The sequence below is a fragment of the Rothia sp. HMSC067H10 genome, assembly GCF_001810635.1.
GTDB classification, from domain to species: domain Bacteria; phylum Actinomycetota; class Actinomycetes; order Actinomycetales; family Micrococcaceae; genus Rothia; species Rothia dentocariosa.
The window spans coordinates 39,165-64,944 of the sequence record NZ_KV802313.1 but is presented as its reverse complement, the minus strand read 5'-3'; the positions used below and the strand labels follow the sequence as shown (position 1 = coordinate 64,944).

Annotated in this window: 19 protein-coding genes; 15 read left to right on the top strand and 4 right to left on the bottom strand. The window is 53.2% G+C overall.

Annotation, left to right across the window (positions count from 1 at the left end):
* From HMPREF2756_RS06110 to HMPREF2756_RS06095, 4 genes are all read left to right on the top strand, one after another.
* On the top strand, positions 1–514 hold a 514-nt coding region (locus HMPREF2756_RS06110; protein ID WP_210393533.1), incomplete at its 5' end, for a hypothetical protein.
* A gap of 26 nt (positions 515–540) precedes the next feature.
* Positions 541–1,194 carry a hypothetical protein gene (locus HMPREF2756_RS11190; protein ID WP_141747836.1) on the top strand — a complete coding sequence of 218 codons (654 nt, stop codon included), beginning with the start codon at positions 541–543 and terminating at the stop codon, positions 1,192–1,194.
* 20 nt (positions 1,195–1,214) lie between these two features.
* Complete coding sequence (locus HMPREF2756_RS06100; protein ID WP_141747835.1) at positions 1,215–1,898, top strand: hypothetical protein; 684 nt, start codon at positions 1,215–1,217, stop codon at positions 1,896–1,898.
* Positions 1,899–1,970: 72 nt separating this feature from the next.
* On the top strand, positions 1,971–2,615 hold the full coding sequence (locus tag HMPREF2756_RS06095) for a hypothetical protein (RefSeq protein WP_070619348.1): 645 nt from the start codon (positions 1,971–1,973) through the stop codon (positions 2,613–2,615).
* A gap of 121 nt (positions 2,616–2,736) precedes the next feature.
* On the opposite strand, the gene HMPREF2756_RS06090 is transcribed toward HMPREF2756_RS06095, so the two are convergent.
* Together HMPREF2756_RS06090 and HMPREF2756_RS06085 are read right to left on the bottom strand one after the other, a co-directional pair.
* Positions 2,737–3,219: a hypothetical protein gene (locus tag HMPREF2756_RS06090; RefSeq protein ID WP_070619346.1), complete on the bottom strand. Its 483-nt coding sequence runs from the start codon at positions 3,217–3,219 to the stop codon at positions 2,737–2,739.
* 162 nt (positions 3,220–3,381) lie between these two features.
* On the bottom strand, positions 3,382–5,244 hold the full coding sequence (locus HMPREF2756_RS06085; protein WP_070619343.1) for an alpha,alpha-phosphotrehalase: 1,863 nt from the start codon (positions 5,242–5,244) through the stop codon (positions 3,382–3,384).
* A gap of 378 nt (positions 5,245–5,622) precedes the next feature.
* Between HMPREF2756_RS06085 and ilvD the strand changes: the two genes are divergently transcribed.
* Positions 5,623–7,467 (top strand): dihydroxy-acid dehydratase, encoded by a 1,845-nt coding sequence (ilvD, locus tag HMPREF2756_RS06080; RefSeq protein WP_070619340.1) that lies wholly within the window; start codon positions 5,623–5,625, stop codon positions 7,465–7,467.
* Between the two features lie 109 nt (positions 7,468–7,576).
* On the opposite strand, the gene HMPREF2756_RS06075 is transcribed toward ilvD, so the two are convergent.
* Complete coding sequence (locus HMPREF2756_RS06075; RefSeq protein WP_070619337.1) at positions 7,577–7,873, bottom strand: putative quinol monooxygenase; 297 nt, start codon at positions 7,871–7,873, stop codon at positions 7,577–7,579.
* Positions 7,874–8,142: 269 nt separating this feature from the next.
* Between HMPREF2756_RS06075 and HMPREF2756_RS06070 the strand changes: the two genes are divergently transcribed.
* Entirely contained in the window at positions 8,143–9,339 is a 1,197-nt protein-coding gene (locus tag HMPREF2756_RS06070) for an RNase H family protein (protein WP_070619334.1), read from the top strand.
* Between the two features lie 317 nt (positions 9,340–9,656).
* Here the strand turns inward: HMPREF2756_RS06070 and cls are convergent, their stop codons facing one another.
* Positions 9,657–11,135, bottom strand: a complete 1,479-nt coding sequence (gene cls / locus HMPREF2756_RS06065) for a cardiolipin synthase (protein WP_070619331.1) — start codon at positions 11,133–11,135, stop codon at positions 9,657–9,659.
* Between the two features lie 109 nt (positions 11,136–11,244).
* On the opposite strand from cls, the gene HMPREF2756_RS06060 reads away from it, so the two are divergent.
* From HMPREF2756_RS06060 to HMPREF2756_RS06020, 9 genes are all read left to right on the top strand, one after another.
* Positions 11,245–11,916, top strand: coding sequence for a TetR/AcrR family transcriptional regulator (locus HMPREF2756_RS06060; protein WP_246822683.1), 672 nt, complete (start codon positions 11,245–11,247; stop codon positions 11,914–11,916).
* Positions 11,917–11,918: 2 nt separating this feature from the next.
* Complete coding sequence (locus tag HMPREF2756_RS06055) at positions 11,919–13,685, top strand: MDR family MFS transporter (protein WP_070619329.1); 1,767 nt, start codon at positions 11,919–11,921, stop codon at positions 13,683–13,685.
* A gap of 139 nt (positions 13,686–13,824) precedes the next feature.
* A complete protein-coding gene (locus HMPREF2756_RS06050) occupies positions 13,825–14,778 on the top strand; it encodes a phosphoglycerate dehydrogenase (RefSeq protein ID WP_070619327.1) in 954 nt (317 codons plus the stop codon).
* Between the two features lie 528 nt (positions 14,779–15,306).
* Entirely contained in the window at positions 15,307–16,302 is a 996-nt protein-coding gene (locus HMPREF2756_RS06045) for an ABC transporter permease (protein WP_070536636.1), read from the top strand.
* Positions 16,299–17,372, top strand: a complete 1,074-nt coding sequence (locus HMPREF2756_RS06040; protein ID WP_070619324.1) for an ABC transporter permease — start codon at positions 16,299–16,301, stop codon at positions 17,370–17,372. The genes HMPREF2756_RS06045 and HMPREF2756_RS06040 overlap by 4 nt, the downstream gene beginning before the upstream one ends.
* Positions 17,373–17,377: 5 nt before the next feature.
* Positions 17,378–19,492, top strand: a complete 2,115-nt coding sequence (locus HMPREF2756_RS06035) for an ABC transporter ATP-binding protein (protein ID WP_070619321.1) — start codon at positions 17,378–17,380, stop codon at positions 19,490–19,492.
* 241 nt (positions 19,493–19,733) lie between these two features.
* The gene (locus tag HMPREF2756_RS06030; protein ID WP_070619318.1) at positions 19,734–21,449 is read left to right on the top strand and encodes an ABC transporter family substrate-binding protein; all 1,716 of its coding nucleotides are present in this window, start codon (positions 19,734–19,736) and stop codon (positions 21,447–21,449) included.
* A 383-nt stretch (positions 21,450–21,832) separates the two neighbouring features.
* Positions 21,833–23,551, top strand: a complete 1,719-nt coding sequence (locus tag HMPREF2756_RS06025) for an ABC transporter family substrate-binding protein (RefSeq protein WP_070619315.1) — start codon at positions 21,833–21,835, stop codon at positions 23,549–23,551.
* A gap of 360 nt (positions 23,552–23,911) precedes the next feature.
* On the top strand, positions 23,912–25,630 hold the full coding sequence (locus HMPREF2756_RS06020; RefSeq protein ID WP_070619312.1) for an ABC transporter family substrate-binding protein: 1,719 nt from the start codon (positions 23,912–23,914) through the stop codon (positions 25,628–25,630).
* The last annotated feature ends 150 nt before the right edge of the window (positions 25,631–25,780 follow it).

Sequence of the window (25,780 nt, the reverse complement as noted above, 5' to 3'; positions counted from 1 at the left end):
GGGATGGCTTAATTCTGGTGGAATTATAGCTTTTGTTGCGGCAGAATTGGTTATTATTTTTAGTTGTCTGTTGTTTTATGTGTGGTATCGGAATGCGTATGTGGAGATTACGCGTACGTATGTGTTGCGGCGTACTTTTCTCCGGTTTGTTGAAAAGGTTGAATATCGTCGTATTCGTGATTTTGGATACTATGAGCGGACGGATCGTGACAATAATTTTGAGGATGGATTATATATTGATGGTCCCTATAATGATGAAGGATATTTTGATGAAGGGATAGAGCTTCATAGTAACTGGGTGAATATGTCGTATGTGTTGGGGCAGCTTGCGTTTCGTATTGTGAATGAGCGGTGGGCTGAGCCTGAGTCTGATGAGGATCAGAACTTGATTCAGGAGTATGTGTCGTCGGGTCGAGCGCGTGAGATTTGTTTGGAGCAAAGCGGTTTTGTCTTCCCTGAGAATGACAATAGTCCATACAAAGATTCGTCTGAGGAAGACTCATCTAATGAGTAGGATCTTCATGGTTCAGGCGGGCTTTTATGGATAACGCATTTTTGGGTCCCCTACTTTCTGCTTTTGGACGGAATTTTCTGTCGAAGCGTAACCAGAATAAAACGAGTAAATCTAATGTTCACCGCATAGGTTTGCTCTTATTTGCAGCCTGTGGTTTTTGGATTTTTGCTTTTGGGGCTTTAGTGTTATTAATAACACAGGTTTTATTCAATAAACCCCTTGCTTTTGAATTTTACTCAACAGTATTAGTTTGTTCTGTCTGTGGTATTTTTCTATATATCTTATACCGGAATGCTTATGTGAAGATTACGCGTACGTATGTGTTGCGTCGTGATCTATTGAGGCGTGTGCAGAAGGTTTATTTTAAAGATGTGAATATGTTTCGTGCGTATGGCAATCGTGAGGAATCTGGGATAGTTTTATTTAGTGATAGTTCTGCTGGTACGGGATCGGTACTTGTGACGAGTGTGCAGGCCAGTTTGGCGTATATTCAGGCTCAGATGGTGTTTCGTATGGAGCAGGAGCGTTGGGCTGAGGCTGACTCGGATGATGATCAGGGTATGCTGAGGGATTATATGCGTTCGGGGCAGGCGTGGGAGATGGTTATGTCTTCTGGTGGGGCTAATTTTCCTGAAAATGATAAGAAATCTTCGGAGAGTTCATCTGATGAGGGCAACTAATTCATCTTTGGCGGTTTGCTGTGGATAACGCGTTTTTGGGTCCCCTACTTTCTGCTTTTGGGCGGAGTTTTCTGTCGAAACGTAATCGAGGGAAGTCTACAGGTAAAAAGAATATACACCGGATGGGATTTTTGCTGGTTGCCGCTTGGGGATTTTTCATCGCGAGTATTGTGGCGTTGATAATATTTATTGTCGATTTCTCTAGGGGATGGCTTAATTCTGGTGGAATTATAGCTTTTATTGCGGCAGAATTGGTTATTATTTTTAGTTGTCTATTGTTTTATGCGTGGTATCGGAATGCGTATGTGGAGATTACGCGTTCGTATGTGTTGCGGCGTACTTTTCTCCGGTTTGTTGAAAAGATTGAATATCGTCGTATTCGCAAATATGGGTATCACGAGAGGTACGATCATAATAATAATTTTGAGGATGGTTTATATTTGGGTGGTCCCCTAGTAGAGGGTCATAAGTATTCTGCTGAGTCTGTTGAACTTCATAGTAATTGGGCTAATTTTGGGTATGTTTTGGGGCAGTTGGCGTTTCGTATTTTGAATGAGCGGTGGGCTGAGCCTGAGTCTGATGAGGATCAGAACTTGATTCAGGAGTATATTTCTTCTGGGAAAGCGCGTGAGATTTGTTTGGAGCAAAGCGGTTTTGTTTTCCCAGAGAACGATAATAGTCCATACCGGGAAAGTAAGGAGTAATTTTATAAACGTACCAGATTATCTTACTGTCAATTCTTGTAATAAAAATGAATGAATAAAGGAATGTACGTCATGGAAGATTTTCAGCCTTCTAAAATGTCAAATGGTCTTAAAGAATATCTGTCGAAGAGTAGTCAGAAGAATGATCCAGACAACTTTAAGGAACAACGCATAAAACCTCTTGGTCTCGTGCAGTTTTTATTAAGTCTAGTTGCTATGGGTGCCATGCTTTTTGCATCCTTATATAGTTCCACGAACGTATATGTCTCTATTGCTATTATGTTTGTTGTTTCAATAATAGTTATTGGCGTAACTTTAATTTATTTTAATACATACGTAATGATAACCCGAAGCTTTGTTGAAACATGTACCTTCAAAGGGCATAAAAATAAGATTGAATATAAGAACATTACGGGATACAACGTCTATGATGACGGTTATGAAACCAGAATTGTTCTGCAAGGGAGCGGCAAAATAGTCAATAATGGGCGAGATATAAACTCTGTGCAGGCATCAAGCGTATGCGCCAACCTAGCCTATCTCCAAGCCCAGCTAACCTTCCGCATCCTGAATAACCGTTGGGCTAAGGCCTACTCTGAAGAGGATCAGAAACTACTTTTCGACTACATTGACTCGGGCCGGGCGCAAGAAGTGTGCATGTCCCGCGGCGGAACCGTCTTTTCTAATGCGCAGGACGACCCTGCGCCTACGCACTAATTCTTCCGGGCGCATAAAAAGAGCCTTGACGATGAATAAAGAGTTGGAAATCCCGCTTTATTCATCATCAAGGCTCTTTTGACGGTTTGACGGTCGGAGAAACTGGAGAGGGGAGAGGACTCTAAACGGCCGGGAGTTCCGTGAGGGAGAGGCCTACCCGCAGGTTATCGAGCGCATCCGTCAGGTATTCGATGCCAGCCTCTAGGGAATCCAGCACATCCTCGCCCGCGCTAGAGACCACCACCGACGTCACGATGCGCCAACCAGCCTTGCCCTTCAAAGGTTCGCTGAACCTGCCTAACCCAACAGCCTGTGCTCCCTCATGGATCCCGGCGAGCGCCACCTTGCCCCGCCCGGATGCGGGCACCACGCCCACTGTAAACCCGCCCGCATAGTAGGGGCGCGCAAACCCCAGAACCGGGTCAATCGCGTGCCCATCGGCGGAATCGTCATGAGTGAGGGACCCCAAGAAGGTGCGTACTGCATCCAAAATCTGCCGTTGGGATGCGCCGCCCGGCACCTGAGCCACGTCAACCCGTACGCTCAGAAGCAAGTCAAGGTCGGCACGTTGGAAGGTTTCGGAAGGCATGTAATCAAAACTCATGCTCCCACTTTAACCGCCTTGTAAACCGCGAGCAGGTCGTTTTTTGCCGAACAGGTAGGATTTTCCTACCTGCTCGGACCAAAAACCACCTGCTCGCGCATGTAACCATATATGTAAATGCCCATGTAACCGCGTGGGTAACCGAGCAATTAATCTGGCGATCTAAAAAGAAGCTATGGGCTCTTCCACGACCAAAGCCAGCGATTCGTAGGGACGCAGCGTAACCTCAACCTCGCGGGGATCGGATACGGAAACACCGCTAACCTGACCGAGCGGATTCTTGTAATTACACAAAAGCACCCGTGCAGACCGTGCGTCCGCTGGAACTCGCGAGCCTTCACCGTCGGTGAGCGCGTCCAGAACCTCGCCCGGCATGAACTCGGCGGGAACACGCACCGCCGTCTCGTCCCCAAAGAAATTATTGAGCACCAACAACCGCGTGCGCGTTCCTTCGGCGATATGTTCTCGCAGGTACCCAAAGACCCGCTCATGGTCGAGCGCATAGGGCGCGTAACTGCCTTCAGAAATCACAAGGTACTGCCCGCGCAGGCGAATCAGCTCGCGATAGTACGGCAAAATCATGCCGTCACGTTCCTCATCCGCCACCGAAATACCCGCGCCGGTTGCCGCATCCACACTGGGCGCGGGCGCCAGCCAGGGAGCGGCGGTACCAAATCCAACCGCTCCACAATCCCCACCGGCACCAGACTCCCACTGCATGGGAACACGCGAATTATCCCGTGCCTTGGCACGCACAACCTCAAGCGCCTCGCCTTCTGAGAGACCCCGCGCACGCAGGGCTTTAAAAGCGTTATGGGCCTCAACGTCCACGTAGTCGTCAATCGAAGAATACACCGGGTCAATCATGCCGATCTCTTCGCCCTGATAAATATAGGGGGTGCCGCGCAGCAGGTGAATCACGGTCGCCAGCATGGTCGCAGATTCCGCCCGATACCGCTGAACGTCGCCAAAACGGTTGAGTGCGCGCGGCTGATCATGATTATTCCAAAACAGCGCATTCCACCCGCCGCCCGCCTGCATGCCCAGCGCCCAATCGTTGAGCAGTCCCTTCAGCTCAGCAAAGCGGAACGGCACCTTCGACCACTTCTCGCCGTCCTCATAATCCACCTTCAGATGGTGAAAACTAAACACCATATCGAGCTCGCGGTTCTCAGGGTTGGAGTAGCCCACGCAGTTCTCGATGCTCGTCGAAGACATTTCACCCACGGTCACGGTATCCCCATACCGTCCGAAAGATGCGCGGTTCAGCTCCCGCAGACGCGTGTGCACGATGGGCGTGTCGGTATACAGGGTCTTATCGATCACCCCGGCGGACGCATCCTCAAGCTCTTCGGATTTGCCGATCACGTTAATGACATCGAAGCGGAACCCGCGAACACCCTTGTCATACCAGAAATTGACGACCTTATAGAGTTCCTCACGCACGGCGGGGTTGTACCAGTTCAGATCAGCCTGTGTGACGTCGTAAAGGTGCAGATAGTACAGCGGCACCCCCGATTCGTCCCGATAAACCTTACCCGCCGTATCGGTGAAAGGCGCCCAGGCCGAACCGCCAAACTTTGACTCCCAGTTCGTGGGCGGAACCACCGTGCCGTCAGACTGAACCCACCCTGGGCGAAGATAGAAATAATCCCAGTACTCGCGCTCGCCCGCCTGCGCCCGCCTAAACCACTCGTGTTCAGTCGAAACATGGTTGAGCACCATATCGAACATGACCCCGATGCCGTGCTCCCCGAAAGCGGCGATCATCTCCACAACATCCTCCATCGTGCCCAACTCAGGGTTAATGGCGTAGTAGTCGGAAATGTCGTAGCCGTTATCGTGCTGGGGCGAGGCGAAGAACGGGTTGAACCACACCATGCCCACCCCCAGCGATGCCACATAGGGCACCTTCTCGATAATGCCGCGAATATCACCGGTTGGCCGACCGTGCGCGGAATAGAATGACTTCGGGTAGATCTGGTAGATCACGGTGCTGCGGAACTGTGCGGGGGAGTGAGACATAGAAGATACATCTAATGGAGAAGATAAAGGGGGCTGCCGTACGAGTCTTCGTGCGTTTGCGTAGCGTTTGTTCGCTAGCTGGCGCAAATCACGCGGCGGGAGTTCTTACCCCACCAGCATAGGGGGCATAATAGACTCATTCCACGCTGCACGGGGATATATTCTCAAGGGGGCAAATCTGCCGCAGATCCGGCATCCTTGCCCGCCCCGCGGTATAAGGTGCGCGCCGCATTCACACTCACCCTTCGGCGCGCCACAGGCACAGCTCATGACCAAGCATCACGGCATGCCAACATATGAAACCAAAGTAACCCTTCGATGATTGGGCGCACGCCTGCGCGTAGAATCTATAGATGCATCACAACGGAAGGTAAAGACATGCCCGAATTACGCTCACGCACCTCAACTCACGGTCGCAATATGGCGGGTGCCCGCGCTCTATGGCGCGCAACCGGCATGGGTGATGATGATTTCGGCAAACCGATTATTGCGATTGCCAACTCTTACACCCAGTTCGTACCCGGTCATGTGCACCTGAAAAATATGGGCGACTTGGTGGCTGGCGCTATTCGTGAGGCTGGCGGCGTGGCGAAAGAATTCAACACCATTGCGGTTGATGACGGCATTGCGATGGGCCACGACGGCATGCTCTATTCCCTGCCCTCACGCGACCTCATTGCCGATTCGGTCGAATACATGGTGAACGCTCACCGCGCGGATGCGCTCGTATGTATCTCGAACTGCGACAAGATCACCCCCGGTATGCTCTTGGCGGCGATGCGCCTGAATATTCCCACAATTTTCGTGTCAGGCGGTCCTATGGAATCCGGCGAGGGCGTTGAAGGCGTTGTGGAGCACCGCCTGGATCTGGTGGATGCGATGGTCATGGCGGTAGACGATTCCGTGAGCGATACCGCGCTCGCCCAGATTGAGAAGAACGCCTGCCCCACGTGTGGTTCATGCGCGGGTATGTTTACCGCAAACTCCATGAACTGCCTGAACGAGGCGATTGGTCTGGCGTTGCCCGGCAACGGTACCACGCTTGCGACCCAGATCGCGCGTAAAGAGCTGTTTTTGCAGGCGGGTAAGCGCATTGTTGGCCTGGCGAAGCGCTACTACGAGCAGGATGACGAGTCTGTTCTGCCGCGCTCAATCGCCACCAAGGAAGCATTCGAGAATGCTATGGCGCTGGATGTGGCTATGGGCGGTTCCACCAACACCGTGCTGCATATTCTGGCGATTGCCCACGAGGCGCAGGTTGATTTCACCCTGGACGATATCGACCGTATTTCGCGCCATGTGCCCTGTCTGGCAAAGGTTGCACCGAACTCTACGAAGTATCACATTGAGCATGTGCACCGTGCGGGCGGTATCCCCGCGCTGCTGGGCGAGCTTGACCGCGCCGGACTGCTCAACAAGAACGTTCATTCTGTTCATGCGGATTCGCTGGACGAATGGCTTGCCGAATGGGATATCCGTTCCGGTACCGCGAGCGAGCAGGCTCACGAACTGTACCTTGCCGCGCCCGGCGGGGTGCGTACCACGCAGGCGTTCTCGACCGCGAACAAGTACGAATCGCATGAGACGGACGCCGAAAACGGGTGCATTCGCGCTGTGGAGCATGCTTACACGAAAGACGGCGGTCTGGCGGTTCTGCGCGGTAATATCGCCCAGAACGGTGCGATCATCAAATCCGCCGGCATTGATGAAGAACTTTTCCACTTCGTGGGTAAGGCATTCGTGGTTGAGTCGCAGGATGAAGCCGTGTTTGAGATTCTGTCGAAGCACGTGAAACCCGGCGATATTGTGGTGATTCAGTATGAGGGCCCGAAGGGCGGCCCCGGCATGCAGGAGATGCTGTACCCCACCTCGTACCTGAAAGGCCTGGGCCTGGGCAAAAGCTGCGCACTCATTACCGACGGGCGTTTCTCGGGCGGCACTTCGGGCATTTCGATTGGCCACGTTTCGCCGGAGGCTGCCGCCGGTGGTGCTATCGGCCTGTTGGAAACCGGCGACGAGATCGAGATCGACGTACACAACCGCATCCTGCGGGCGAATGTGCCGGACGAGGTTTTGGAGGCGCGGCGCAAGGCGAAGGGCGCCCTCCCATGGAAGCCCACTAAGCCGCGCGAACGTCAGGTCTCGAAGGCGCTGAAGGTTTACGGGATGCTGGCCGCCTCTGCCGATAAGGGCGGGGTGCGCATCCTCCCAGAGGGAATCTAGTCGCCTACTGACCGAGCATAAAAAGAGCCTTTATTTGAATAAAGCGGCGAAAAACCCTCTTTATTCAAATAAAGGCTCTTTTTAGCAGAGGAGAACAGGGGGAGTAGAGTTACATCTCGAAGATGCGCACATCCAGCTCTGCGGCGAGCAGCGGCTCCCAGGTTTTCACAGCGGTGCCGAAATGCTCGGTCGCCATATGCGCTTCGAGTGCCTGTTGTGACTCCCAACGCTCAATGAATGCGAAAGCGCGCGGTTCACCCGCAGAGGTCTCACCGGTGGCGGGGCCGAAATCGTAGCTGATATTGCCCGCATCCTTGCGCGATGCCTCGACGAGGGCGGGGACGGATGCCAGGAATTCTTCAACGTGCTCGGGCTTGACCGAAACACCTGCATAAACACCGATCATGGTGTGCTCCTTCTCAAGGTTAGATATACCGGATAACTCCAACCCTACACCGTCGCACAGATGCGCGCCAGAGCGGGGCAGAACCTCTCATTCACCGCGCATAATTCCCGCCAAGAAACGGTTTTAGCTTCCCTTTTTAAGGTTCTTCGCTGACTGTAAAATAACCTGTTCAACGTTTGCGCACAGACACCGGCGGGCATATAAAAGATAGTGGAACAATTCCTCACTACACGAAAGAAGGAGACTATGCGGCAAGGGGGTGTACACACGTGGGATTCTCACCGGCTCATATTAAACGGTGCACCCTAACCTGGGAGGCGCCCGACTACAGCACCTCATACCCGGCGGGCTATACAACTCGGGGCGTGGCTGTGATTGCAGTTGCCGAATACACCCGTAAGACCAAGGGATACTGTTACAGCACCCTCACGGCTCTTGTCTATATTTCGCGTGAAAACGGTGAGCGCATCGTTATTAACCAGGAGCCGGTGGTTGAATCGTGTATGCATTCGCTTCTTGACCCGTGCGATGTGGTGCACCCGAAGACTTTGGGGCGTATTGTGCTTAATGCCTGGGATGTTATTCCTTCGGATTATACGCACCACCTGGTGACGGTTGCCGCCGACCGGCACGATTTGAAGCTTCTTTTTCGTGATTGTGAGCAGCTTAAGAAGGCGATGGAGTACCGGGCGTTTGAGAAGGTGCTTGACCCGTACGATAACCATTCGCTGGGTGAGGTTCATGTGCGCCTTGCCGGTACGGATGCCGCCGAGACGATGCGCTATTTTCAGGATCGTGCCGAGCAGCTGACCGAACAGATGATCGCTGATACGCTGGCAGAGGTTCCCGAAAATCAGCTCGTGGACTATAACGTGTTCACCGATTGTTCCTTTCGCGCCACCCACAATAAGAAGTATTTGCGCGGTGGGCGCATGGGCATTGCCGGGGTGAGCGAGGACGGCTTTTATTTTCACACCCATTATGATGCCGTGAATATTATGACCGGTGAGCTTTCGGCGATGCTCGCGGCGTTTCACGTGTTTTATCATGGCGGTCGCCGCCTGATTATTAACACCGATTCCTTGGGCGCGCTGACCTTTCTTCTGCGGCTGGCGCACAGTCGTTGGGCTTTCGATTATTGGGTGCGTGAGGGTGTGCAGGATGCCCGGGTTATCGCCGAGATGGAGCAGCTGACCGCGGCTATTCGGGCGCATCGGGTGATTGTGAAGCACGTGCCGGGCCATACCGGGCACGGTCTGCAGGAGAGCAGCGATTCGGTGTCGAAGATGCACCGCCATTTTCCGGGGCAGATCGTGGATAAGCGGCATACGGTTGAGTTCAACCGCCGGTGCGAGTCGATTATCACGGCTCTGTCGGGGTGCAAGAAGGCCGTGCGGCTGCCCAGTCCGGAGTGGCTGCAGATTAAACCTTCGGCGATACATACGGGAAATCGCATGTGGCGATAGGCTATATACTATATTTTTGGGTAGAAATGGACGACGCGCGATGCGTCCGCGACGGGTGCGGGCGATCGTGCGTTTTCTGCATTCGCGGGGAAAACATCGCGGATATGGCGAATCGGTATAAAACCCCATGTCAGCTGGTCTTTCAGAGGCGGCAGAAGGTGCACTTGCACACGGTCATCACCACAGCCGCAGGTACCGCTTCGAGAGTGCGGTCATGCCGAACTCCCTCATGTTACGGGCGTTTCCCGCTGATGATGCCTACTCGTTCGCGTGCTGCGGCGAACTCCCTCATATTACGGGCGTTTCCAGACCACGTTTTACAGGAGCGATGACCAGAGTCGGCAGATATTTTCGGTGACCTTAATGCGCTGAGGGCGTGAGGACCACGGGCCGTAACGCAGTTCCGTGCAGATACTTTCGTAGGTTCGCGCAACGTCGGCGAGCGCATCCACCATAGCGGCGTCTGCGATAAAGGTTGATACTTCGAGGTTGAGCGAGAATGAGCGGGGGTCCATATTTGATGAGCCGATAAACGCCATTTCGTCATCTACGTACATGAACTTGGAATGCAGCACTGTGGGGCTGGGGTATTGCAGAATGCGTACCCCGGATTGCAGCAGCGTCTCGTAGTAGGAGCGCTGCGCCATATTGGGGAGGAACTGGTCGCCTTTTTCGCAGACGATCACGGTGGTTTCGATGCCCGAGAATGCTGCGTTGGTGAGTGCCTGCAGCAGGGTTTCGTCGGGTACAAAGTAGGGTGAGCAGATGGTGATGCGTTTTTCTGCGTTGTAGATCATGTAGTTGATTAGGCGCAGGTTGTTTTCCGTCTCGAACCCGGGGCCGGAGGGGACGACTTGGGCGCGCATCGATCCTGGAACGTAGGGGATTTTCGCCTCAATTTCTTCGAGGATCAGCTGGTTTGTTTCGGAGTACCAGTCGGAGACGAATACCGCGTTGAGCTCTTCGACGATGGGACCGGTGCATGAGAAGGTGAGGTCTTTCCACTCCAGACCTTTACGCACGTTTTCTTTGAGGTCGTAGGAGCGGTGGATGGCGTTTTGCGAGCCTGAGAATGCCACTGCGCCGTCTATCACGAGGACTTTGCGGTGGTTGCGCAGGTCGGGGCGCTGCCATTGTAGTCGCCAGGGTTTGATGGGCAGCATCAGGCGCCATTCGATACCCGATTCGTTGAGCATTTTTGTCAGCTGCCGGTATGAGGGGTATTTGCGCGAGCCGATATGGTCGATGAGCACGCGCACCCGCACGCCACGTTTTTGGGCGGCGAAGAGGGCATCCCAGAGTACTTTGGAGGCTTCGTCGTAGGCGGTGATGTAGAACTCGAAGTGAACGTACCGCTGGGCTTTGTTGACTTCCTGAGCCATGATACGCATGGCTTCGTGGTTGTCGTTGTGCAGGGTGAAGGAGTTTCCGCCGACGAGGGGGAGCGAACCGAGCTTGTAGTTGAGTTGGCTGGCGACCAGGGTTGCCTCGTTGAGTCCGTCGGAGTCGGTGAGCTGCGGGGTGCCGCCGGTGGTCTCGCGGATCAGGTCGTTCATGGCGTGCTGCCGGGCACGCCGGTATTGCGGAAGGTGAGAGGACCCGAAAATCAGGAAGGCTAGGAACCCGATGAACGGGATGAAGAAGATAGCCATGAGCCAGCCGAGTGCGACCACGGGCTTGCGGTTGTAGGGCAGCCAGAATAGTGACAGCACACGGATGCTCAGGTCTGCGAAGAACAGAATAATCCTGAGCCAATCGGGTAGGAAGTTGAGATATGCGGGTGAAAAAAAGTTCATCCTATTATTATGCCTAGCATCTTGTCTTCTGTGGGGGAGAGGCAGGACACGCCGCGTCGCCCACATAATGCAGTTGTGCAAAAAATGCAGAAATGCAATAATTGCAGTTATGCAAAAATCTGAGCCGAGTCGCACCGAGACAAGCCTGCGTGAACGCCGCCGTGAACGCACCTGGGTGAACATTCACGAAACCGCCCTGCGCTTAGCCCGCCAGCACGGTATGCGCGGCAGCACCGTCGAAGACATCGCGGCGGAAGCCGGAATCTCGCCCCGCACCTTCTTCAATTACTTCGGAACCAAAGAGGATGCGGTGCTCGGCCTGCGCGCCCCCGCCATCACCGACGACCTGCTCGCCAGCGACCGGGCGCACGAGAACGACAACCTCATCGTGCGTATCACCCATCTGCTGCTGTACATCGTGCGGCACAGCTTCAACTTTGCCAATCACGCAAAATTCCGGGAGCGCATCGACGAATTCCCCGAATTTAGGCACCGGCTGAAGGTACACCATATCAACTGCGAACAGGTGCTCATTGACTATCTCAATACCGTCGATTGGGATGCCTTTAACGCCGCAGGAAGGCGCGGCCCTTTGATAACCCGCCCCGAAAATATGCCGCTGACAGAAACTGCCGAAGAACGCACCCGTGCCACGGTCCAGCTCGCATCCGCGGTGCTGCGGCAACTGCACTTCGCCAAGGATATTGCCGACGAAGACGAGGTCGAGCGGCGCATCCACAACACCGTCAAAACTTTTCAAGCCCTGCTGAAGGAAAACTAGGAATGACGTCGCACTCAGACAAAACCGCTGAAGCCACCACGGCTGAAGCTAAAAAACATCAAATAGCGCTCATGTTCTCCGGCTTGGTCATCGTGATGCTCATGTCGGCACTGAACCAAACCATCCTCGCACCCTCACTGCCGACCATTGTGGGCGAACTGCATGGCGTGGAGCATATGAGCTGGGTGATTGCCACCTTCATCTTGCTCTCCACCATCACCATGCCGGTGTATGGCAAACTCTCCGACCAGTTCGGGCGTAAACCCTTCCTGATTTTTGCCATCCTCTCCTTCATGACGGGATCTATCATCGGCGCGCTCGCTCCCGATATGACCTGGCTGATCGTCGCCCGCGCGCTCCAGGGAGTCGGCGGTGGCGGTCTCATGATTCTCTCCCAATCCGTGGTCGCAGATGTGATCCCCGCCCGCGAACGCGGTAAATATATGGGTATTATCGGCGGTGTCTTCGCCTTCTCCTCGGTCGCCGGGCCGCTCATCGGCGGGTGGATCACTGAGGGTCCCGGCTGGCGTTGGGCATTCTGGCTCAACCTGCCGCTTGCCGTACTGGCAATCTTTGCCGTCATTTTCCTGCTCCCACACACCGCGCTCAAAGACCGCGAAAAGCGGCAGATCGACTATCTGGGCAGTATTATTCTCATGGCTGGAACCAGCGCGCTCGTGCTCGCCACCATCTGGGGCGGCAATCAGTACGCCTGGAACTCTCCGCAGATTATTGGGCTTCTCATCGCATCCGCCGTCGCGGCCCTGATCTTCATTCCGGTTGAAAACCGCGCCGCAGAGCCGATCATGCCCATGTACCTCTTCACCAACCGCAACTTCCTGCTCACCCTGGGCGCCTCTCTCGCCCTCGGTGTTGCCATGTTCGGTGCCGTCGAGTACATCCCCACCTACCTGCAAATGTCTCTGGGCGTGAGCGCAACCGTGGCGGGTCTGCTCATGATTCCCCTCATGGGTGCCCTGCTTGTGGTCTCCATTATTACCGGACGGCTGGTTTCCGCACGCGGCAAATACAAGGCATATGTGGTCACCGGTACCGCACTCGTGGCGCTTGGGCTCTACCTGATCTCCACCATCACCCCGAGCACCCCCACCTGGATCTTCTGCAGCTATATGGCGGTCATGGGCGCGGGCCTGGGCATGTCGATGCAGTTCCTCACCCTCATCGTGCAAAACGCCTTCCCCGTCACCGTCGTAGGAACCGCCACCGCGGCAAACAACTTCTTCCGCCAAGTCGGCTCAACCGTGGGTGCATCGCTCGTGGGTGGTCTGTTTACCTCACGCCTGAGCAGCCTGCTCAGTGAACGCATGCCCGCGCAAGCGGCAGCTTCGGCGGGGGAACACGGAACCTCCTCCCTGACTCCCGAGCTCGTCAGCCGGATTCCCGAGCCGATTCACGGTATTATCGTGAACGCCTACAATGATGCCCTGATCCCGCTTTTCCTCTACCTGGCACCACTCGGGCTAATCTCCGCGCTTCTGCTTCTCTTCATCCGTGAGGATGCGCTCGCCACCACCATCGAAACGCACACTACTACCGATGTGGCGCGTTCGGCAACCGGTGCCATTGAGGTAATCACGCCCGAAATGGCAGCGAAAGATGCCGAATGCCTGAAGAAAATGCAGGGTGAAGCGTATACCGTGATCGACCCGGAACTTGCCGGTAGTGCATCCGATGCACCGGCGAAAACCGAGCCTCGTGCCGAGGGTCGAGAGGACACCGGCAAGCCTTCGCACGGCACCAAGCCCTAACGGCTTCTTAGGTAACCCTATACAGTTATTCCCCTCGCACGCTATGCTGGAGGGGAATAACTGTTAACCCCCTCACACGGGACGCGGGTCGCCTTCGTTGCTGAACGCCAACCCGCATGCACCATCCACAGGAGGACCCATGAAGATTCTGATCCCTACTTCAATTACGCTCGACGAAGAGAAACTAGGGCTTGAACCCGGCGATACCGTGCGGCATTACAACCCCACAGAACCTATTGCCGAGGAAGATACCGATGCCGAAGTTCTGATTGCTTGGGCGAATACCGCCGATCAGCTCGCGGATTCCGCTCGCCGTATGAATAATGTGGGGCTTATTCAGGCGCTTCTTGCGGGGCCGGATGCGGTGCGCGCGGCGGGCTTCACCCCAGATGCCGCCATCTGTGCGGGTGTGGGTCTGCACTCGAAAACCGTTGCGGAACATGCGCTCGCGCTGACCCTGAACTTTGTACGCTTCCTGCCGACGCTGGCGCAGGCAACGGCCGAGCATCGTTGGGCTGAGGAGCTCGGCGGCGCGCAGGAACTTCACCCGAAAGACCAGATCACCACCTTGCTTGATGCCAATGTGCTTGTGTGGGGCTTCGGCTCGATTGGCCAAGAGACCGCGCGGCTCTTCAAGGCTTTCGGCGCGAACGTAACCGGCGTTGCGCAGAGCGCGGGGGAGCGCTCCGGTTTCCCGGTGATTGCTACCGAACAGATCGACGAATACCTGCCAACTACGGATATTCTCGTGATGGTGCTTCCCACCAGCGATTCGACCTTCAAGGCGCTCGATGCCCATAAGCTGCAGCTGCTGCCCAAGCGCGCCTACCTGATTAACGTGGGGCGCGGTACCACTGTCGATGAGGATGCACTCGTCGCCGCCCTAAACTCCGGCTCGATTGCGGGTGCGGCACTGGATGTGACGGCAACCGAACCGCTCCCCTCCGATTCGCCCCTGTGGGATGCGAAGAATATCGTGATTACCCCGCATGCCGCCGGTGGGCGCCCCGTAAATCCGGAGGAACTGATCGCCCACAATATTCGTGCCTTCCGCACCGGTGCTGCTGCGAGCGAGTACCGTAACCGGTTCTAGAATTTTCACGAACGTAGAAAGTCACGTGTAAAAGAGATACATTCTCACCCCGCATCCTGTGATGTCATTCATAAATCACAGGATACGGGGTGCTTTTGGTATGAAATTCATAAAATTTTTTTTGCCGTAAATCCCGAAAATATAAGTTAGGACCTACTTATTTTAGATGTTGGTTTTGCTCCTGCTTACATGGTTTTTCGTGGATTTTTTGGGGTCTGGAGAGGGTTTGAGGCGTTGTGAAAAAATATGACGCCACAAATCTTCGGTGTGTGTAAATCTTTCGTAACTTTTTGCCGAACCTTATTTTGACAGCGATACCGGGGATACCGCCTCTAAACTCCTCGCAGCACCCCGCAAAATGGTGCTTGTCGGCTGATCTTAAGGCGATGTGGGTTTGGTGGATACCCGAATGTAAATATAAGATAAAGGAACTACGCTTCTAGTGACTATAGTCACTGGATTATCCGATGACGGAAGCTATTACACACATGCCTACGAAACCAAAATATCTAGGAGGGGAACCGCCCCATGTTTAGGTACATCCTCCGGAGGTCGCTCACTTACCTCGTGATGGTTTTCTTAACCACGACTATGGGTTATTTTGCGGCTGTTACCACTCTAAAACCTGCCCTTTTGGAGCAGGAAAAGGTACCGCGCCCCTCGCCTGAGCAGGTGAACCGCACCCTCGCATCCCTTGGGTTAGACCCCGAAATGAGTGCGTGGGACCGATACATTCAATGGCTGACGAATGTTGTCACCAAATTTGATTGGGGACGCAGCCCAAACAGCGCATATATCAATCAGGAATTCGGTCAGCGTCTGTGGGTTTCTACCCGATTGATGCTCGCGGCGACTATTTTGACCATTATCATCGGTGTGGCGCTGGGCGTTTACTCGGCAGCGCGTCAGTACAAGTTTTCCGACCGGGTTATTACCGGTTATTCCTATCTCGTCTACATTATTCCCGCCCCCGTGGCATACTTCGTGGTGCAGCAGGGAGCAACCGCCATTAACAACATTGTGGTTGAAAACGGCGGTGAAAAGATTTTCTATGTGACCGGTATTTCGACGCCCGGTGTAACAGGCTTCTGGGATACCACCATAGACATGGCGGCGCACTATGTGGTGCCGACCTTCTGTATGACGATTTTCGGATGGGCCAGCTATCAGATTGCTCAGCGGCAATACCTGCTCGATAACGTGAACGCAGACTTCGTGCGTACCGCTCGCGCGAAAGGACTCACCCGTAACCAGGCGATTACCCGCCACGCCCTGCGTGTGTCCTTCATCCCGGTGGCACAGTCGATTGCATACACCATTCCCACCATCTTTGCGGGTGCATTCTTCGCGGAGTCCGTGTTTGCATGGCCCGGCATCGGTAAATGGTCTATTGATGCGATTGGTCAGCAGGATGTGAACGCTGCGACCGCTACTCTCGCCTACGGTTCCGTGCTGTTCGCCATCGGTGCCATTATCGCCGATATCGCGACCACGATCGTCGACCCCCGAGTGAGGATCTCATGAGCCAGGTAACTGAAACAAGCACGGTACCTGTCGTGCAGAATGGTGATTTTAAAGTTCTCAACAAGAACGTGATTATCCTCCGCCGCTTCTTGCGCAACAAGGCTGCGGTGGTCGGGCTTATCGTCTTTATCTGTGTGGGGATCTTCGGGTATTTCGGTAAATATGTTTCCAAGTATTCCGCAACCGAATCTGACTTTATGACCCTTGGCGGTGAAGGCCCCTCCGCAGAGCACTGGTTTGGCACCACCGTGGGCGGTAACGATCTTTTCGCCATGATGAGCGAAGCCGTGTGGACCTCAATGGAAATCGGCCTGGTCGTGGGTATCGCCACCGTCATTATCTCCGCGATCTACGGTTGCGTGATGGCGTACTTTGGTGGCTGGATCGACAGGGTTATGCTCTTCCTCTTGGAAACCATGATTATGGTTCCCTCGCTGCTAATTTTGGCGATTTTCATCAACGGTCAGATCGGTAAGCAGATTCAGAAGACCGTTCCCACGTGGATTGTGCTCTCCTCTGTGCTGATTGTATTCGGCTGGATGGGTCCTGCCCGTGTGATTCGTGCGATGGCGCAATCCCTGATTGGGCGCGATTACGTGAAAGCAGCACGCTATATGGGCGTACATCCCTTCAAGATCGTGCTGCGGCACCTCGTTCCGAATATCGGCTCGATGCTCGTGCTGAACTTCACGACCGGCATCATGATCGCTGTGCTCTCTGAGGTTGCGTACTCCTTTATCGGCATCGGTATTACCTATCCGAACTACTCACTGGGGTCGTTGATTTCCGATGCCGCGCAGCAGCTTAATACCCTGCCGCATATGTTCTGGTTCCCCGTGATCTTCTTCTTCCTGCTGGTGGGGCCGCTCTCGCTCATGAATGATGGCCTGCGCGATGCCTTCGACCCGACTTCCATGTCGGTCGGTAAGATCAAGAAGTCAAAGAAACCTAAGAGCCAGAAATCGGCATCTAAGATCGAAGACGCGCAGGCTCAGGAAGCCGACGCTGCAGCACTATCAACCGCCCCCAAGACCGATGCTCAGGCATCCGCCCAGAATGAGGAGGCATAAAACTCATGAGCACTTCTCCCGTTCTGAGTGTTAAAGACCTGCACGTTAGCTTCAATACCGAAAACGGTGTTGTACATGCGGTGCGCGGCGTTGATTTTGACCTTTACGCCGGTAAAACCCTGGGTATCGTTGGCGAATCCGGTTCGGGTAAATCCGTGGCATCTATGGCGATTATGGGGCTTCACCCCACGACCGCCGATATTACCGGATCTATCCAATATAACGGCACCGAACTGCTGGGTCTGAGCGATAAGGAAATGTGCCAGTACCGCGGCAAGCACATCTCCATGATCTTCCAGGATCCGCTGTCTTCGCTGACTCCGGTGTACACTATCGGGGATCAGATTGCCGAAGTCCTCAAAATCCACAATAAAGGTATGAGCAAGCAAGCGATTAAAGATCGCTCTATCGAACTCATGCGCTTAGTGGGTATTCCTTCCCCAGCCGACCGTCTGCGCTCTTTCCCACATGAGTTCTCCGGCGGTATGCGCCAGCGCATCATGATCGCAATGGCAATTGCCAACGATCCGCGCGTGCTTATTGCGGATGAGCCTACCACCGCGCTTGACGTCACCATTCAGGCGCAGGTGCTTGAGGTTATGGATAAAGCGCAGGATGAAACCGGCGCGGCAACTATCATGATTACTCACGACTTGGGTGTTGTCGCCGGTATGGCCGATGACATTCTGGTGATGTACGCGGGTAAACCGGTAGAAATTGCTAAGGCTGAAGACCTTTATAAGTACCCCAGCCACCCCTACACCATCGGTTTGTTGGGCGCGGTTCCCCGCGTGGATCGCTCGCAGAAGACCTCCCTGGTGCCCATCGAAGGTACTCCACCGAATCTGCTGTACCCGGTGGATCACTGCTCGTTCCGTGAGCGTTGCCCCGTCGCCAAAAACGGCGGTAAGTGCTGCAAGGACGATGCCGGTGAGCCCGAGCTCGCTCCGCTTAAGGGCGCTGGTGAAGGGCACTACTCCTCATGCACTATCTCGCAGGATATCATCAGTAAGACGGCCGAAGAACTCTATACCGTTCCTGAAACTCCCGTCTCGAAATTCGACAGCACTCCGCGCGAAGATCGCGCGCCGGTGCTTGAAGTGCGCAACGTGAAGAAGCATTTCCCGCTCATGAAGGGTTCCCTCATGAAGCGCCGCGTGGGTACCGTGAAGGCCGTGGATGGCGTATCTTTCGATATTCGTGAGGGTGAGTGCTTCTCGATCGTGGGTGAATCCGGGTGTGGTAAAACCACCACGCTGCTGGAAATTATGGAGTTCAGCAAGAAGACCGATGGCGAGATTCTGATTAACGGCGTCTCTACGCAGGATCATAAATCTGTCAGCGAGCTTCTTGAACTGCGCAAGAACCAGCAGATGGTTTTCCAAGACCCCACGGGTGCCCTCGACCCGCGCTTTACCGTCTATGAGATTCTTGCTGAGCCCCTGGAAAACCAGGGCATGAAGCGTCCGGACATTAAAAAGCGTGTGGTTGAGCTGATGAAGATCGTGGGTCTGCAGCCCGATCACGTGAACCGCTTCCCGAACCAGTTCTCGGGCGGTCAGCGCCAGCGTATTGGTATTGCCCGCGCGCTTGCCGTGAACCCGAAACTTGTGGTGCTGGACGAACCTGTCTCGGCATTGGACGTTTCCGTTCAGGCGGGTGTGATTAACCTGCTTGAAGAACTCCGGGCGAGCCTGGGCCTGAGTTACCTGATGGTGGCGCACGACCTCGCCGTGATTCGCCACGCCTCTGACCGGGTTGCGGTTATGTATCTGGGGCGCATCGTTGAGATTGGTCACGTGGATCAGGTCTTTGATAACCCGATTCACCCGTACACCAAGGCTTTGCTTTCGGCTATTCCCGTGCCAGACCCAGAGGTTGAGGCTAAGCGCCAGCGCATCATGCTGGATGGCGACCTGCCCACTCCGGTTAATGCACCGGTAGGATGCGGTTTCTCCAGCAGGTGCCCCATCTTTAAGCTGCTTCCTGAGGATAAGCAGAAGCGGTGCCTGGAGGAAAAGCCCGAGGTTATCACGCTTGACGGCGAAGACCACGGTTATGCTTGCTACTACCCGGATGGTGCAGACCTTCCCGATGTAGCGCTAGAGTCGGTTTCGTAGAACCGCATGTGTGTTGCGGGGATGATTCTCATAGGAGAATCATCCCCGCAACGTTTTAAAGAGCTAAAAATTTATATTATGCGATAAAGCGAAATAGTGATATGAATTACCAGTATTTGAGATTGCAGGAAATAAATTCTCGCTCTGTAATTCCATGAATACAATTAAGGTGTATCAAACGCCGCTACCACGGGCGGTAGCGCTAGACTGTGCGTTTGTCGGTGATAGAAAGAATACGCTCGTGAAAGCTCACTCCACTCTGAACCGCCGCACCCTGTTCGCAGGCGGTGCTGCGCTGGGAACCGTTGGCATGCTTGCGGCTTGTTCCGGTAAAAACGGTGGTTCCGGCTCTACTCAGGCTGCAGCAACGGCAGGCGCGAATATCGCAGACCTCGTGAAAATTAATAAGCAGGATGTTTCTGCCCTCAAATCCGGCGGAAAGCTGCGTCTGGCGGTCACCAGTTTGGGACCAAATTTCAATCCTTTGCATACTCAGGGCGCCGTTGGCGATAATGCTCGTGCTATCTCTTCGTATAATTCTTTGCTCACGAGTGGTCTGTGGCAGCAAGATTACGAAGGTAAAACTTCGCCTAACCCCGACTTCTGTACCGAGTTCACCTCCGCAATGGAGAACGGCAAACAGGTTTTGCATATCACGTTGAATGAAAAGGCAAAATTCAACGATGGTACCCCGCTCGATATTGAAGCTCTGAGAGCGACTCATAAAGTTCTTTCAGACAACAAGACTTATCAGATTCAGAGCACGGGTCTGTACCCGAATATTGAGTCTATTGAAGAAGACGGCAGCGCAACCCGCGTGAAGGTCACGATGTCGAAGCCTTCATACCCGATTGCCAGCCTCTTCAGCTATGTGGTGCATCCGAAAATGACGGATACCGATTTCTTTGCCAATGGTCTAGTGGATAAGCCGAATTCCGATTATGCGGCAGGGCCGTTTAAGGTTGCCGAAGGCGGCTGGAACTCAACCGAGAAAACGCTGACCGTCACACGAAATGACAAGTGGTGGGGCGAAAAACCGGTTCTCGAATCCATTACGTTCCGTCTGCTCGATACCCCTGCGCAGCGTTCTGCCTTTGCCAATGGCGAGCTTGACGCTGTAAACGCTAATGTCGTGAGCGTATACAAGGAACTCGAAAATGTTAAGAATGCCGAGTTCCGCCAGGGCCAACGCCTCTTTGCAGGCGGTGTGGTGATGAACCCCGTCAAAGTCGATACTCCGCTTCGCCGCGCCATTATGGTGGGCTTGGATCGTAAGGCGCTTTCCGATACTCGCTTTAAGGGTTTGCCGTTCAACGAGGCCCTGCCCGGATCGAGGATCCATATGCCGTTCTCGGAGTACTATGCCGATAGTATGCCGCAGGCAGCCGATCGGAAGGCTGCGGCCGCTAAGATTCTTGAAGAGGCTGGATACGCTAAAAACGGCGATTTCTATGAAAAGGATGGAAAACGCGCGAAAGTAGTGGTGAACAACTTTAGCGAGGATAACACCATAAAATCTCTGGCGCGTTTCCTCTCTCAGCAGCTTCGTGATCTGGGCATTGAGAGTGATGTTGATCAGCAGCCTGCTAGTAACTTGGGCAAAGTGATGTCTGCCAAGGAGCACGAACTGAGCTTCATTGGGTACAGCGTAAACAGCGACGATGGTACTGAGGGCACCAAGCAGTTCTACTCCCGCGAAGACAACGATGGGGCCGGTTCCGAAGAGATTGATGCCATGATTGAAGAGCTCTTCTCCATTGAGGATGCTAAAGAACGTAACCTCAAGTGCAACGAGATCGAGAAGAAGCATATGGAGGAATTTGCTACGAGCAGCGTCTTCTACAACGGTCCGCAGATCGTGTGCTGCCAGAAGAACCTGGCGAACTACGGTGCGTTTCTCTTTGATGATCCGCAGTACAACCCTTCGGCGTGGTCGCGCATCGGATTCACAAACTAGTCGGTTGAGTTATAGCCCCTAGAAATTAGGGGAACGTTCTACAAATATGTATAAGGCGCATCCTGCATTCCCTCGTGGGGGAGTAGGGATGCGCCTTGTCTGTGCCCTCATAGCCACACATGATATTCAGTAAATATTCTGGATTATCGTAAGTTATACTCATTATTTCCTGAAAAATAAGAAAATATACACTCAAATCCTGTGTAAATATGCATAAAAATATGTAATTTACAACACATTATTACTGTTTTCCTTACCCTTTGCGTGAGGTTTGGTGTATGGTTCTGGGTATAGATACTTTATGCATTACACTGCATAAGTTATCTCAAAGCCTCTGAAACACCAAGCCCATCGCAGGGCGCATACACGTAAGGAAACACATCATGAGCATCAGCAAAACCCCAGCAGCGTTCATTCCTCATGCACTGACTCGCCGGTCTCTGCTGGGTGTAGCTGCGGCAGCTGGAACCGTCGGTGTGCTTTCCGCATGTGGCGGCGGTGCGAAGGACGGAAAAACTACCGCTCCCGGGCAGGGTGCAAACCTTAAAGACCTCTACGACATCAATGCTCACGAGGTTTCTGAGTTGAAACAGGGCGGAACCCTGCGGCTGCCGGTCGGGTCGATGGGGCCAGATTTCAACCCCCGGACTACGTCGGGCAATATGACCGATACCCAGACCATCATGAGCACTATTCATGATGCAGGCTTGTGGACCCTAGACTTTGATGGTACTAAGACCCTCAGGAAAGAATACGCCCAGTCTTTTACCCCCGGCAAAGAGGGGGAGAATGTTATCGTCAAGATCGTGCTGAATCCTCAGGCGAAGTTTAACGATGGAACCCCGATCGATGTGAAAGCCCTGCAAGCCACCTGGAAAACTCAGCAAAAGGCTGACGGGGAATACAATATTGTGTCCTCGGATATTTATGGATACGTTGAAAGCGTGGAAGCCGAAGAAGATAACTTTCACGTGAAGGTGACATTCTCGAAGCCTTTCTACCCCTTGAACGCCCTATTCACCTTTATTCTGCATCCGGCGCTGGAAGATCCTAAGGTCTTCAATGAGGGCTTTGTGGATAATCTGCATCCCGAGTGGGGCTGTGGACCCTTCACGATCAAAGACGGCGGTTTTAACTCCTCCGAGAAGACCGTTACGGTGGTGCCGAACGATAAATGGTGGGGCGATAAGCCCGTGCTGGAGAAGATTATTTTCCGGCAGATGGATGAACCAGCGAAGAAAGCGGCTTTCAAGAATGATGAAATCGATGCTGCGGCTGCAGGGACTGCCTCTGCCTACTCCGAGTTTAAGGCGGTGGCAGGCACGGAACTCCACAAGGGAGTGCGCCTGCATGTTTCCGGTATCGATGTGAACCCCCGGCGGGTCAAGGATGCCGCCGTGCGGAAGGCTATTTTCTATGGGCTTGATCGGGAGGCCCTTGCCAAGATTCGGTACCAGGGCTTGCCCTATGAAGAAGAGATACCTGGATCGATGCTCCACATGCCTTTCTCGGAGTACTATCAAGATGCATTCCCCAAGGTAGAGGGCAGTCCCAAAGATGCCATCAAGAAGGTGCTTGAGGACGCCGGATACACCAAAGACGGCGAGTTCTACGCGAAAGATGGGCAGCAGATTCACTATAAGATCGTGATCTTTGGCGACGATCCTGTTGATAAGGGTATGGCTCAGACCTTTACGCGGAATATGAAAGAAGCCGGGCTCAATATTGAGGTCGATCAGCATCCTGAAGGCGATTTCGGTAGGGTCTTGGGCAACTGGGAGTACGACATCACGTTCGCGGGATACGAGGCGAATAACCCCGATGCTACGGTCGCCACCCAACAGTTCTTCCACTCGTCCAATAGCGACGGTATCGGCAGCCCTGAGATCGACGCCATGATTGATGAAATGCTTCTGATTGAGGACGATAAGGAGCGGAACCTCAAATGCGACGAGATCGAGAAGAAGCATACCGCCGAACTTGCCTTCTTAGGATGCGCCGCTAACGGTCCTCACTACGTCTTCACGAAGAAGGGTCTCGCTAACTATGGTGCGTTCCTGTTCAAGACCATCGACTGGACTAAGGTTGGTTGGGTGAAGTAGTTTTGCTCGCTCTCTGACGGGTGGGGTGGGTGTTATGCATATTTGCACTCACCCTAACCCGGCGAGCAGATAATATTTTGTCGAGCAGATAACAACCCGCTATCTGCTCGACAAAATATTATCTGCTCGCGCCTTATCGCATTTGCGGATAAAAATTAGTTTTATTCTAAAAAAGCGAATATATGACGGGGGAGAATCTACAGGTTTACACGGTAGAAATTCCGTAGATTGGTAAGGCGCGAAAACTATTTGCGGTGGGGTAGGGGGTTCTGTACTATAAAAGCAACATTGTTGTATGTGCCTTGAATCATAGGTGATGTGTCACATCGTATAGACTCGAGGCAGTAAAGGAGAATCCTCATGAACGTTCAGAGAACCTTCAACCGCCGCACCCTGCTGACGGGCACTGTCGCCCTGGGAAGTGTTGGCTTACTGGCTGCGTGTGGCGGTTCAAAAGATGACAAGCTAAGCGGCAAAGCAGCTTCTAGCGCGGAAGAAGTTGTCAAGAATCTGCAGATTAACAAGCAAGACTACTCTTCACTGAAGAAGGGTGGCGAACTGAAACTTTCCGTAAGTGCTTTGGGCCCGGACTTCAACACCATGACTCAGAGCGGCTATACCACAGAGAACCTAGCAGCTTTTGGAGGCCCTTGTAACATACCAGCCGTTGTTGGTTTTTATAATACGGACCCTGCAGGCGAACGCTCTATCAACAAAGATTTCTGTTTGGAACACAAGATGGAGACTAAAGATGGGGTTCAGACCGTAGAATTCAAGATTAACCCCAAGGCTGTCTTTAATGACGGTACTCCTATTGACGTTGAAGCAGTCAAAGCATACTGGGAGATCTATAAGGGTGGCGGAGACTCAGGCTACAACATTATCCCCAACCCTTCATGGGAGCAGATGGAAAGTATTGAAGCTGTCGATGGTGACAAGTTCCATGTGAAGATTACTCTCTCAACTCCATACTATCTATCGGATGACCTGGGTACGTTTGCTACACATCCCGCTCTTGTCGATAAGAAGCTGTTCAACGATGGTTTTGTCGATAAGCCTATGGATCAATACTGGGCCGGTCCTTTTAAGGTAAGCAACTGGAACTCTTCTGAGAAGGTTATTACCTTGGCTCCGAACGATAAGTGGTGGGGCGAGAAGAAGCCATTGCTGGAGAAGATTATCTGGCGTCAGATGGGTATCGATTCTCTTCGGGCTGCGTTTAAGAACGGTGAACTGGATGCCGCAGGATTTACCGATGCTGCAACCTATAGCGCGGTTAAGGGGCAGAACGGTACTGAAATTCGTTCAGGCCAGAGTACTGGCGTGCAGAATTTGCAGTTTAACGCTACTCGCGTCACGGATTCGGCGCTTCGCCGTGCTGCTTTTGCGGCGGTTGATCGTTCTCAACTGGCAGATGTTGCCTTTAAGCAGGTTGGCTGGGAAGAACCAATGCCCGGGTCTATGCTCGCTATGCCTTTCCAGAAGGGATATGAGGATAACGTTCCGAAGGATTCGGGTGCAGATGCTGCCAAGAAGATTCTGGAAGAAGCAGGATACACCAAGAGCGGTGACTTTTACCAGAAGGACGGTAAGACTGCAGGATTCTCGATTACTACTTTCGGCAGTGATACCGTCACCCAAGCAAAATTCCAGCGAATAGAGCAACAGCTTAAACAAGCCGGTATTAAAGTAACCAACGATAATCAGCCAGAGTCGAATTTTAACTCTGTCGTGGGTACGAAGAGTTACGATTGTACGCTTTCTGGTTGGGCTGTAGGCGCGAATATGGCAGATAGCCCCCAGTACTTCTACACCAAGGATATTAACAACGGTGTGGGTGACGACGAAATCGATAAGCTGATTGCTAAGATTTCGGCAACTGAATCTAAAGATGAGCAGATTAAGCTTGCCAACCAGGTAGAAAAGCTCCACATGGAAAAGGTTGCTATTTACTTGCCCTTCGCTAATGGTCCGAGCTACTCGGCTGTGAAGAGTAAGCTGGCAAACTACGGTCCTCGCTTGTTCCAGACAAGTTATACAGATGCTAATCTATGGGTCAATGTAGGCTGGCAGGAGTAATCTTTAGCAGCTTATCAATGCGGGCACTTATTTCACGTATATATCGTGAGGTAAGCGCCCGCATTATGTTTATCGCAGGTGTTTATTTTCTAAAACTTTCCTTAAAGACTTCATAATATGTTTTATATCATAGATATGTCTCACAATAGG